The sequence below is a fragment of the Chroococcidiopsis cubana SAG 39.79 genome, from assembly GCF_003991895.1.
In the GTDB taxonomy this organism is placed as follows: domain Bacteria; phylum Cyanobacteriota; class Cyanobacteriia; order Cyanobacteriales; family Chroococcidiopsidaceae; genus Chroococcidiopsis; species Chroococcidiopsis thermalis.
This window is the reverse complement of sequence record NZ_RSCK01000145.1, coordinates 1-10,799: the sequence shown is the minus strand read 5'-3', so window position 1 is coordinate 10,799 and position 10,799 is coordinate 1. Positions and strand designations below refer to the sequence as shown.

General features: G+C 47.3%; 12 protein-coding genes. 5 read left to right on the top strand and 7 right to left on the bottom strand.

Annotated elements, in window-relative coordinates; translation table 11 throughout:
- Positions 1-27 precede the first annotated feature (27 nt).
- On the bottom strand, positions 28-672 hold the full coding sequence (locus DSM107010_RS34885; RefSeq protein ID WP_106166696.1) for a DsbA family oxidoreductase: 645 nt from the start codon (positions 670-672) through the stop codon (positions 28-30).
- A 120-nt stretch (positions 673-792) separates the two neighbouring features.
- Here DSM107010_RS34885 and DSM107010_RS34880 point away from each other — a divergent pair, with 120 nt between their 5' ends.
- Both DSM107010_RS34880 and DSM107010_RS34875 read left to right on the top strand, forming a co-directional pair.
- Positions 793-1,722 carry a LysR family transcriptional regulator gene (locus DSM107010_RS34880; RefSeq protein WP_106166677.1) on the top strand — a complete coding sequence of 310 codons (930 nt, stop codon included), beginning with the start codon at positions 793-795 and terminating at the stop codon, positions 1,720-1,722.
- Positions 1,723-1,730: 8 nt separating this feature from the next.
- Positions 1,731-1,931, top strand: coding sequence for a hypothetical protein (locus DSM107010_RS34875; protein WP_127025157.1), 201 nt, complete (start codon positions 1,731-1,733; stop codon positions 1,929-1,931).
- Between the two features lie 603 nt (positions 1,932-2,534).
- Here DSM107010_RS34875 and DSM107010_RS34870 read toward each other — a convergent pair.
- Together DSM107010_RS34870 and DSM107010_RS34865 are read right to left on the bottom strand one after the other, a co-directional pair.
- Positions 2,535-2,810, bottom strand: a complete 276-nt coding sequence (locus DSM107010_RS34870; protein ID WP_106166679.1) for a hypothetical protein — start codon at positions 2,808-2,810, stop codon at positions 2,535-2,537.
- Positions 2,807-3,403, bottom strand: coding sequence for a ParA family protein (locus DSM107010_RS34865; RefSeq protein WP_106166680.1), 597 nt, complete (start codon positions 3,401-3,403; stop codon positions 2,807-2,809). The genes DSM107010_RS34870 and DSM107010_RS34865 overlap by 4 nt, the downstream gene beginning before the upstream one ends.
- On the opposite strand from DSM107010_RS34865, the gene DSM107010_RS40975 reads away from it, so the two are divergent.
- Positions 3,351-3,644 (top strand): hypothetical protein, encoded by a 294-nt coding sequence (locus DSM107010_RS40975; protein ID WP_206751851.1) that lies wholly within the window; start codon positions 3,351-3,353, stop codon positions 3,642-3,644. The genes DSM107010_RS34865 and DSM107010_RS40975 overlap by 53 nt on opposite strands.
- Before the next feature lie 111 nt (positions 3,645-3,755).
- Here the strand turns inward: DSM107010_RS40975 and DSM107010_RS34860 are convergent, their stop codons facing one another.
- Positions 3,756-4,028: a hypothetical protein gene (locus tag DSM107010_RS34860; RefSeq protein WP_106166681.1), complete on the bottom strand. Its 273-nt coding sequence runs from the start codon at positions 4,026-4,028 to the stop codon at positions 3,756-3,758.
- Between the two features lie 2 nt (positions 4,029-4,030).
- Complete coding sequence (locus tag DSM107010_RS34855) at positions 4,031-4,561, bottom strand: GNAT family N-acetyltransferase (RefSeq protein ID WP_106166682.1); 531 nt, start codon at positions 4,559-4,561, stop codon at positions 4,031-4,033.
- A gap of 662 nt (positions 4,562-5,223) precedes the next feature.
- Here DSM107010_RS34855 and DSM107010_RS34845 point away from each other — a divergent pair.
- Together DSM107010_RS34845 and DSM107010_RS34840 are read left to right on the top strand one after the other, a co-directional pair.
- Positions 5,224-5,946 carry a hypothetical protein gene (locus tag DSM107010_RS34845; protein ID WP_106166684.1) on the top strand — a complete coding sequence of 241 codons (723 nt, stop codon included), beginning with the start codon at positions 5,224-5,226 and terminating at the stop codon, positions 5,944-5,946.
- Positions 5,947-6,206: 260 nt separating this feature from the next.
- Positions 6,207-9,236: a DUF5906 domain-containing protein gene (locus tag DSM107010_RS34840; protein WP_158631945.1), complete on the top strand. Its 3,030-nt coding sequence runs from the start codon at positions 6,207-6,209 to the stop codon at positions 9,234-9,236.
- A gap of 118 nt (positions 9,237-9,354) precedes the next feature.
- Here DSM107010_RS34840 and DSM107010_RS34835 read toward each other — a convergent pair whose 3' ends face one another.
- Positions 9,355-9,894 (bottom strand): hypothetical protein, encoded by a 540-nt coding sequence (locus DSM107010_RS34835; RefSeq protein WP_106166686.1) that lies wholly within the window; start codon positions 9,892-9,894, stop codon positions 9,355-9,357.
- Positions 9,895-10,365: 471 nt separating this feature from the next.
- Positions 10,366-10,650, bottom strand: a complete 285-nt coding sequence (locus DSM107010_RS34830; protein WP_106166687.1) for a hypothetical protein — start codon at positions 10,648-10,650, stop codon at positions 10,366-10,368.
- Between the last annotated feature and the right edge of the window lie 149 nt (positions 10,651-10,799).

Sequence of the window (10,799 nt, the reverse complement as noted above, 5' to 3'; positions counted from 1 at the left end):
TATAGTCATTGAACCTCCTGTATCTTGTTATGCGACTTCTAGTTCATTCACCGCAGTTTGCAAAGCTGCTAAAAAAACATCAACACTCTGTGCGCCAACAATCGTTTCTCGACCAATTTTGATTGACGGTACGCCTCGTATATTTCGGCTTGCTGCTTGCTCCTCTAATGCTTTTACTTCCTCAATACCTTCAGTAGAATTTAGAAATGCTCTAACTTTGTCAGCGTCTAACCCAACTTCCTTAGCAAGTTTGGCTAGGGTTTCGACATTGGTAATATCTTGTCCTTGCGTAAAGTAAGCGTTCAAAATTCGCTCAACCATTTCCGTCGCTTTGCCTTCCTGCTCGGCAAACCAACTCAAGCGATGAGCCTTTAGAGTATTTGGAGTAACCTGCATTAAGTCATAGCGAAATTCAATGCCGTCACCTATAGCTGCCTGCATTGTTTGAGCATCTAACGCTTGTGAATATTCCCAACTACCAAATTTGTTAGAACGATAGGTTTTACGATCCATGCCTGCTTCTGGCATAGTTGGGTTTAACTCAAACGGATACCAAAGGCGTTTAATCTCAATAGGAGTTTTTAGTTGCTCAATTGCTCGATTGAGTCTTTTATCTACTACTAAACACCAAGGACAGATAAAGTCCAAAGTGATTTCAATTGTTAAGGTCACGGGTTTGTTTCCATTAATTCCTGACCTTTTAACGATAACTCCATTCATAAAGAATGATAATATAGCTACTACGCTTAAAACCTTTGCGTTTTATGCAACGATGAAAATCTAGGAAAGTCGATGGATCAGTTTGCAGCGATGCGTGCTTTCGTCAAAGTGGTAGAAACTGACGGATTTTCTGAAGCTGCACGACAAATGCAGATGGCAGTTTCTTCCGTGACTCGTCAGGTAAATGCTCTAGAAGAAATGCTTAATACCCAATTACTCAACCGCTCAACTCGCAGCGTTACCCTGACAGCGCAAGGACGTAAATATTACGATAAGGCAGTTCGTATTCTGCAAGATGTGGAGGAAGCGAACTTGTGTGTGATGGAGCAGGATATTCCACGCGGATTATTGAAAGTTAATATACCAGTTGCCTTTGGAAGACTGCATATCGCACCTATCGTCAATGATTTTCTGATTCAGTATCCAGAAGTAACGTTAGATTTGAGATTAAGCGATGGATTGTCTAATCTAGTGGAAGAAGAGTTAGACGTTGTAATTCGCATCGGAAACCTCGACAGGTCTGGGGCAAATCTAATTTTGCGTAAAATTGCCTCGTATACACGCCTCGTCTGCGGCAGTTCAACGTATTTTCAACAGCATGGTAAACCCAAACATCCAGACGATTTAGTACATCACAACTGTCTATTGTTTACCTATTTCATGGGGTATGATATCTGGCGGTTCAAACGAGACACTGAATTTTGCGAGGTTAAAGTGAGTGGTTCCTTAATATCAAGTAATTCTGAGGTACTCCGCCAAGTTTGTTTGGATGGTACGGGTTTGATTTTGATGCCAACTTGGTTAATTGGTGAAGACATCCGCAAAGGAAGTTTGCAAGCGGTACTGAGTGATTTTCAAGTGTATCCCCAAACCAGTGTAGATATGGGCATTTATGCGCTTTATTTGCCAAATCGGAGAAATTCGCTGCGGGTCAAAACCTTCATCGATTTTTTAATTAAACAATTTGGTAATCCGCCTTACTGGGAAGAAACCACGCTTTGAACTGGGTTATGGCAACGATTATTCAATGGTCAATGTTATCTCGTTCCGTGGCACTGTTTTACACGTATCCCGAATCAATCCGGTGTATACCTTCCATTGCTCCGCGCCGCGATACCGCAATTTTGATATGGCAGATACGGCAAACTCTAGTTCAGGGAAAATCAGAATTTCACCCTCGACGGGAGAGAAGCCATCGTTCTTCCACCTAGACTGCATCTCATCCAGTTTTCTAAATAAATCGTCTGAATCACTCATGACGCAGATACTTTGCACTCTACAAGGATTCAAGAGCGAATGCTCTAGTCAACAACAATAGAACATCTGGAAGAACCGTGACACTTCCACCAGCCCGCCCGTGAGTAGCATTGGAACAGGAATGTACGCTAAGCCCAAGATGCTTACTATAATTGAGTTTTAGCCGTCGCCCACAAAAGGTGTTGATTCCTGTGATAAGAATCTTTATCACAGGAAAACTATCCTCAAAGCCTGAATAAACGGTGACGATGAGGCATTGAAGAAGGTAGAAATTTTATTGTTATCACAGGAATGGCATTGAGCCGAGATCTGTGTTTTTTCCGGCAAGATAGTCTGAAAACCATTATCCTGCCTGATTTTGATAATTTGAGCCAGTAGGGTCAAAAAGCCATGTTTGGTAACGAGAAATCAAGCCTTTTGGGGTCATCTTGCTGGAAAAAACACGAATCTCGGCTCAATGCCGGAATCAGTCGAAGCGCGTACATTTTGGTTCCAATCCTACTCGCACGCGCAGCCCACCAACTTTAAAACCAGAAAACCAGATAGCTTGCTTACCATCAATCTGGTTTGCCGAACTTAACTTCCAGTGCTTCAACGATCGCGGCAGTCATCGTCGTCCCCTGCCTTTTTGCCTCTGCTGCCCAGTGGCGGCGCAGCTTAAGCGGCACTTTGACGCAGAGGTTGACTTCCGGCTCTAACTCTGGAGTATCTTGGACATCATCAGTGATATTAATCTGGTTTTCTGGTTGATTGTTTTTCTGGTCATTTGGTTTGCTGGTATTCTGGTCTGATGTCTTTCTGGCTTGCTTGATTAATTCGCCGTATTTGCTCATTTCAAGATCTCCATAATTTCTGCTCCCAGCGATAAATAATCATTCCAAGCGGCTCTGGCGCGGGCATCATCGATGTCTCGAATCGACACCCCCGCCAAAGCTGCCTTGGGGAATCCAGAGGTACGGCGAATCATGGTCTGAAACACCGGAACTCCGCCCCTCCGCAAGTCTTCACGCATCTGCTCTCCCTCCTTAGAAGGGTAGGGAGGAACGATCGTCAGCAGGGCGCGGTAGTTTGCCTCTCCCAAATCTCGCGCTGTCTCCAGCATCGGCTGGAGGCTGAGGACATCGGGAGCCGTGGGCAATACCAGCAACTCGCAGCCCTTCGCCAGCTCCTTGAGGTCGTCGGAATGGGGGCGTGCGGGAGTGTCGATCACCACGTAATCAGCGGAGGCTACCATTTTCATCGCCTGCCGCTCGTCAGCCACGGTAAAGGGCAACTTTCCCCGTGCCGCCCACGAGAGCGTCGTGCGGTTGGGGTCGCCATCCACCAGGACTGTCTTGCCCTTTTCGCTGAAGTAGGTCGCCAAGTGGATAGCAGTGACGCTCTTGCCCACCCCGCCTTTGTATCCAGTCACCGTGAGAATTTTCATCTGGTTATCTGGTTTTATTGCTTATTGTAATACCAGAAAGGATGCTTTCTGTCTAGCCAGATTTACTCTCAGCTTGGTACTGCTAGAAAGGCAACCATTTTTAAAACAAGCAACGCGCCACCACCTAAAGCGATCGCAGCTGGGCAATAAACTTATTCAACGCCGACTCGATCCGCTCCTTGCTTTCAGCTCGTCGCTGCACCTTCCAGGTTCTCAGGATGCGATCGCGCAATTCTTCTAAATCTGGTAGCACCTTACTTTGCCCCAGGTTGCAGCGCACCTTTACACTACCCCTGGTGGCAGTGTTGAAACGCGCTCTCTGCTCATGGTGAATTTTGGCGGTTGACAAGCATCACGATCCTGGAGCCAAAAGAGAATGCACTTCGGCTATGCGAGTAGCCTTTCTCTGCTCCCTTTGGTTCAGCTCGATTAGTTGAGAAAGCAAGTATTCTCTCTGTTGAGCAGTTGTGGCAGCTTCTAGCCGCTGCTCCAGCTTTGACACTTTCTGTTGCCACAAGATCTTGTGTCGCTCTGGTGTGATACAAGCAAACACCCCACCGCACTTTAGCTCCAATTCCTCTAACTCTTGCAAATGCTTCTCTCGCTCTGATGGTGTTTCTAACATCGTTACTCTCCTGTCAACTCATCTAAAAAATCTTGTGCTGCTTCGGGAGTCAATGCCATTTCTGGCGTAATCGTCGAACCTGCCTCTGTTTCAATAAATCCCATTCTCCGATAAAAGTCAGCCGTGCCGCTAACAGCATCAACGACAACCCGACCGCCATAGCCCCGCTCTATACTCTCCCTAACTATTTGAGCCATCAGCATTGTCGCCGCTCTCCTCACAGCTCTTGGCTCGTCTCCTGTAATATTCCAAGGCGCAGTCGCGAGAAAGTCTACGTATATGTACTCACCTATGTCAGTGACAATTGCCCCAGCTTGTAAATTCCCATCACGATCTCGCATACCTCTAAAATCTTCCGGTTGCAGGAGCGCCCCCTCTTGTATGAGTGCTATCATTCCGGCATTGGCTTGAACCCGATCCCGCAGAGGCGAGTTATCTTCAATCGCCCGACTGAGATTACTATTGGCAACTCTACTCCATTCTTCTAATTCTTGGTGGATGGTATAGTCTGCTCGATCTACAAAAGAAAACACACGGGAATCCTCAGGGCAAGTAATTCAAAAATCCGATAGAGATACCGTTGTTTAAATCTCCCACAAGGTATTTCAAGACATTCATCGGGAGTTTTCAAGAGTTTTGGTATTTGCAAGGGGTTCCAAGGTGAAAATAAGGAATCAGACTGGTGGAATGCCAAAAAATTCGACCTAATGTTAGAGTTGCTGCCATGAAGTGCCAAGTAACCCGTAAGCTATGCATTGTATGGCTTTTGAAAGCCCTACAATGAATGTTAGTAAATCTGGGCAACCCTCACAGGGATGGCTATCCAAGGTTCTATGTTTGTTGCGCCCGCAAGCTTCCCCGGAGGTTACCTCCGGGGAAGCTTGCGGGCGCATAATTAGGGTTGCCCAGATTTACATAGATTTATCTCTCGCCAGCTGGAAGTATACAGCTCAAGAACGCTATGTTTTTGACTCTATGTCAGCAACCCTAACATTAGACCAATATCGCCAACACAAGCGCCAACGATTTGAAAGCTGGCGTGAATTGAGTGGTACTCAAGTTGCTGCCCGAGCCCAGAGACTGCTGTTCTCCCTAGAGAATAGTGTCTTTTGGGATAAGTGCTTGATTAACTTGACAATGCCTTGACAGGTAAGCGAGTGGAGAGTTAGGAAAAGGTAAGGGAACGACGTCTGCCATGTCACAGTCACCTGACTATCAAGCCGATACTTCTATAAGCAATAGGCAAGCACTTAAAGCAATTGAGCAAGAGGAAAAATTACTTTCAGCGGTTTACTACGGCTTCGTTTCCCTTCTAGCTGTTGGCAGCACGTTCTTTAGCCCATCAGGAGTACTGGCACTTCCTCCAATGTGGCTGCTACTAAAGCGGAATCATAAGCTCAATCAAATCCACCGCAGCATGACAGCCCTTCTAGATTCGTTTGAAGACCTGGGGGTAGAGATCATCCCACGGCTGGAAATTCCAGGACAGGGTTCATTGGACTTGTTTGTTAGGTTTCCATCCAAACACTTATTTGCCATCGCCCTTCGTTCGCAGGGCAAATCGACGATTTTCTACAACGAAGCTTCAGAAGCTCTTTACATCCGCCGTCAGCAAGGGGGAAGGGGTTTGAATCAGTGGAAATTTGACCACATTCAACAACTTAGCGATCAAGAATACTGGCTGCGAAGGAACCAAAGTGACTTGTTTGGCAAATCATCTAGGGATAAGCGTCGTCCCTTGGTGAAACTGCTGGTGTTGACTGGACAAACTCGATTAGGGAAGCATTCAGAACATTTATATGCAATGATTGGAAATCAAAAGGTTTTATTACTTCGCAAACGAGCTAGTGTTTATGTTCTTATGGAGGAGCAGCTAACAGATTTTATCAAGGCTTGGTTAGCCCAACAGCCTCAATAACGCCCAAACGCCCCGTGTCGAGATTCCGACAGCAGGGCGTTTAGAAAAAAATGGAATCGGGTCGTCGTTCAATTAATCTACGTATCCATCTATTTTCAAGTGTACGCTACTAACAGTAGTGTTGCATCAGGGGAACCATAAATTCAGTTGACGGTGCTGCTTTTTTTGCAATCTTCTTGGTTTGTACGTTCCCAAATGCCCTGAGCTTGATTTGGATATAGATTGACCCGATTCCTCCGCACACTTCAATGGAGGAAATCATGTCATTTACATCAACACTGCCAGAATTCGATCTCCGTAATTTTCTCGACCGTTTGACCCCTGCCAAAGAGAAGGGGCGTTATCTCTGCCCAGTGTGTGGCGGGCATAACCTCACGCTGAACGAGAAAACTGGGGCTTACCAGTGCTGGAACGGCTGTGAGTGCAAGGAGATCCGAAAAGCAATCGCGCCTCTACCAAGCTATAACTCTCCACCACGTCGCCATCTGATTACACGGCAGAAGGCACAGAAACTCCTGCCACCAGCACCACCATGCACTGTCCCAGTGCTAGCAAAGCTACCAACACCTGCTATTGACACGCCACAACCGCAAAATGACTTTGAGCGGGAGTTAGGTGAAGTGCTTAAAACTACCTACGTCTACTCGCTCACACCAAACGGACAGTTGCAGCGGTGGGTAGTGCGTACCGATTGGTCAGACCCAAATAAACCTAAAGGGCGTGATAAAACATTTAGGCAGTGGCATCGCGATGCTAGTGGACAAGTTATTTGCAAAAAAGGTAATGAAGCCTGGGAGCCTTATCGAATTGATGAATTTATCGCTGCACTAAAAGCTGCGACCGGATTTGCGGCTGGTCTAGTGCAGGAGGGAGAAGCAGGCGTTGAAAAAGCCAGAGCTGCTGGAATCGCTAGTATTACATGGCAGGGTTCGGCTTGGAGTCAAAACGATTTAGAACGAGCGCTACACCGAGTTAAGCAGTCTTGCCCCAAGGCGATTTTGGCGTTCTTGCGCGACAACGATGCCGCAGGCGAGAAAAAGGCTCAAGCTTTTCAGGCGGCTTGCACTCGCGTCGGGATTTTTAGCGTCGTCATCGACCCAGTTGCTATTTATTCCGAATTACCCGATAAGGGAGATCTTGTTGAGATTTTGGCGGCGATGGACGTACCAGAGTTTATCCGGCGGCTGGAGTCGGAGATTCATTCTTCGGTTGAGTCGCGGCGGCTTGAAGCAGAGCGAAAATCCGATTCCTTTGCGCTCGACATTCCAGATTCACTCGACCCCGATCCCGAATTTACCCAAAGAGCGCTCAATTTCCTTTACGGTGACAAGCCTTGGATTTGTGCTAGTGACAAACTCTATTTCTGGACTGGCAGTTACTACAAGCACAGTCCCGATGCGGTGGAACGCCCCAAAATCGCTAGCTTTTGTAACTCAATCGCCGTGCAGCAGAAGGATGGGTCAATCCGCTATCCCTACGCCAAGCCCTCTAAAGTGCGAGAGGCGTTGCAATGGGTCAAGGATAGGTTGGAGATCGATCCCAATCTGCTCAATCCCCCAGGGCTGAACTGTACCAATGGGGTGCTAGAGCTTGGGTGGAATGGCTCAACCCCCAGTTGGCGGCTGGTAGACCACGCTCCGGCGCTTTACTATACCTACGAACCGCTAGCGACATACGACCCCAATGCCTCGACAGAATTCTGCGATCGCCTACTAGCGGCACTAGAGCCAGGACAGCGCGAAATCTTTTTGAGAACTATTGCCGCGTCTTTGGATTTACCGACAGTGAGGAAGTATAAGGGGCGGCTAGTGCGCGGATTGCTGCTCAAAGGCGACGGTAGCAACGGCAAGGATAGCTTGAGAGAAGTTGTAGCAGCAATGTACGGCTATAAGGGGATGACGGGCTGCACCCTGACTGACTTCAAAGCTTACGATGACGGGCGCAAGTTTCCGCTTTCCCGGCTGCGATTAAGCCGGATCAACTGGGCGACCGAAAACGCTAACACAGCTAAATTGGACAAAATTCAAAGTATCAAGGCGTTTCTCACTGGCGACACCCTCAGCAGCGAAGGCAAAGGCAAAGACGAGGAAGATTTTACTCCCGCCGGAGTCGGGCTATTCAACGTCAACGACACGCCCAACCTTCAGGCATCCCTGGAGGCGATCGCCTCCCGCTGGGGCGTGTTGACTTTTACTAAGACATTCAAGATTGGAGCAGATCCGCTCAAGGGTGAAATCGAAGCCGACCCGCGCTTCAAATACGACCCTGAGTTTCTCCAGCAGCAAGTGCTACCAGCCTTCCTGAATCGAGTGTTGGCTGCCTTGGTTGACTTGATGCGCTTTGGGATTGATTTCAGTTGCACGAACCAAGCCCTGCTTGATATCCAAGCAGAAAACTCCCACCTCTTCCAGTTTTGTCAGCAGACGGGGTTAGGTTACGACCCGAACGGCACCCTCGGTATAGGTGAGCTATGGTCACGCCTCAAAGCCTGGTACATAGACAACGGCACTCTCACCATTGAAGTCAGTGACAAAGGTAAAGAGAAAAATATCTGGATTGACCAGGTGCGGAAAGGCGATGCCAACGTCAAAGGTGCAAATCAAGTCTTGGCGAGATTCATAGAGTTATTTCCCAAGGCGAAGCGCTGCCATCTGGGGAACAACTTGATGGGCATCCAAGGTTTAGCCTTTGGAATTAGCCACTTATCGCCACAAATTAGCCAGCCATTAGCCAATGAGTTAGCCTGTAACCCAGACACAGCAAGGAATATTAGCCAGTTAAGCCAGTTAGGTAATTCGGATGGAAAAAATGAAACCGAAACCTGCAACGCCCAACAGTCCGAACGCATAGAGCTAAAAAATCAAAACTGCGGCGAAGAAGTGACTCAACTGGCTAATCAGCCAGATACAGTAAGCGATATAGCCTCACAAGTGACTAATTCACTGGCTAATCAATCGCCAAAGAAGGCTAATGCCACACCAGTAGAAGCAGAGGCAGGGGCAAACAACGTTCCTTCACCACTCGCTGTAGCGGCACAGATCCTACAGTGTCAGACATGGGTAGCAGCAGTGGAGGCGATGGATTGTGTGGCAGCCGCGGTGAATCAAAAGCGAGCAACTGTTTTGACGATCGCGCTCAAACACATCAGCATTGAACAGCGCCAGCACCTAGTCCGCTTACTCGCTGCCCACATGCAGCAATTTCCACAGGACAGCGATGCTTATAGCTGGCTACCTCAATCAAGTCGGAAACTTAAACAGAAAGCGCAGTCACTCATAAAGTCCCATTAGTGACTGGGCTTGAAGCCAGGATGAGCGTGGTTCAAGTGAATCGAACGATAGCAGTTTCATATGCACTCAGCATTTGCCATGATTAAAAGTCATCTGACATCCGGTCAATTAAAACTTTCTATTCGGTTTCTTTGGACTGCACTGCGAGTAAGTACTCTAAAGCAGCTTCTAAAGTTTCAAACTGGGGTAACATCAGGACAATTTCTCTACCATTGCCAGTGTCAAGGTCAGGCGTACCAAAGCAGACTTTCCAGCCAGTGCTAAACCGCATAATGGTTAAGTGACCATCATGTTGGTTTCTAGCAGTAAAAATCGCTTGGTTGAGGAGAAATTGAATTTCTGGATTCGTGGCAGTCACAAACTCTTCTGTGGCTGTGCCGTAGTAACAGTTGATTAATTCTTCATTCAGCGTCTCCAGAGGCGGCAGAAGTTGATTCTCCTGGATAACCAGGTTATCCAGCTCGCATCTAAGACTGTTAATCGCACTCCAAGCTCTGGATGTATCAGAGCTACACCGTGCTGACTTACCGTAGTGCCGTTGTAATAATCTGTGGAGTTGTCGTAATTGGGCTTCTATTCGCTTGAGCTTAAACCCAATTTCCTTGTGCTGCTCTAAAGTTAAGCGCTGATTCCGCCGCGAGAGGTTTTTTCTGGGCATTAGACTTACCGTAGGACAACACTGTGCGTGATGCCGACTTGAGCGCGCCAGCACAACAAGAGACTTGCGTATCCTGATGTGTATGAGAATGTGGGCGCTCATCTGGCGCTAGCAGCTTCCGTGTTTCCTCATGTTATCGTAGGCGCTTCCAATGTAGGGGAAAAAGTAGCGCTCGCTGCAATACCCCCAGGCCTAATGTTAGAGTTACTGACATGAAGTGCCAACTAGTTAGAAAACCATTGCCGAGTAAAGCTTTTAGAAGAGAGACTGGAACTGTTTATCTTGATTAGCCTTGCTTTCAATCACGGTTTTTCTGTTAGTACTAAAGGCTGAAATGACACAAAATTTTTAGAACTGCTGCGCCCTCTGATGTTAGAGCTGCTAATTGACACTTGGTGACAGCAACTCTAACATTAGGCCGAATACTTTTTAAACACTAATTTCTAGCCAAATTGAGTAGAGTTCCAACTCTTAACAAAATTCAGCACTTTCTATCATTACTTTGCCCCTGGCAGCAGCTTCCGTCACACTAACCCAAATTGCTGTTTCCTGAATTCTGTACCGGTACTCTAGTTCCACTACAACTGTCTGGTTTAGCAGTTCTGGTTGGAGGCTTGGGGGATCGAGACGGGCTAGAGGAAATGGTTGCAAATTGAACCGCAGTGCTGCCATTCTAGGGGTTAAGATCGACTCTTCTTTCTGACTCAAAGAAATTCTTTGGAAGCCGTACTTCACCGCCATATAGATGAATGACATTGCAATGGAATTCGTTCTGCCGCCAAATTTAGTCGTAAATTCTCTTGCGGGCTTCGTTGCCCGATTTGTAGTGCTGATGATGCTGGGATGGATGACAGACCAAATTCGCAAATCAGAAAAAAGCATTATGCCTGTTCAAAAGGCAATCT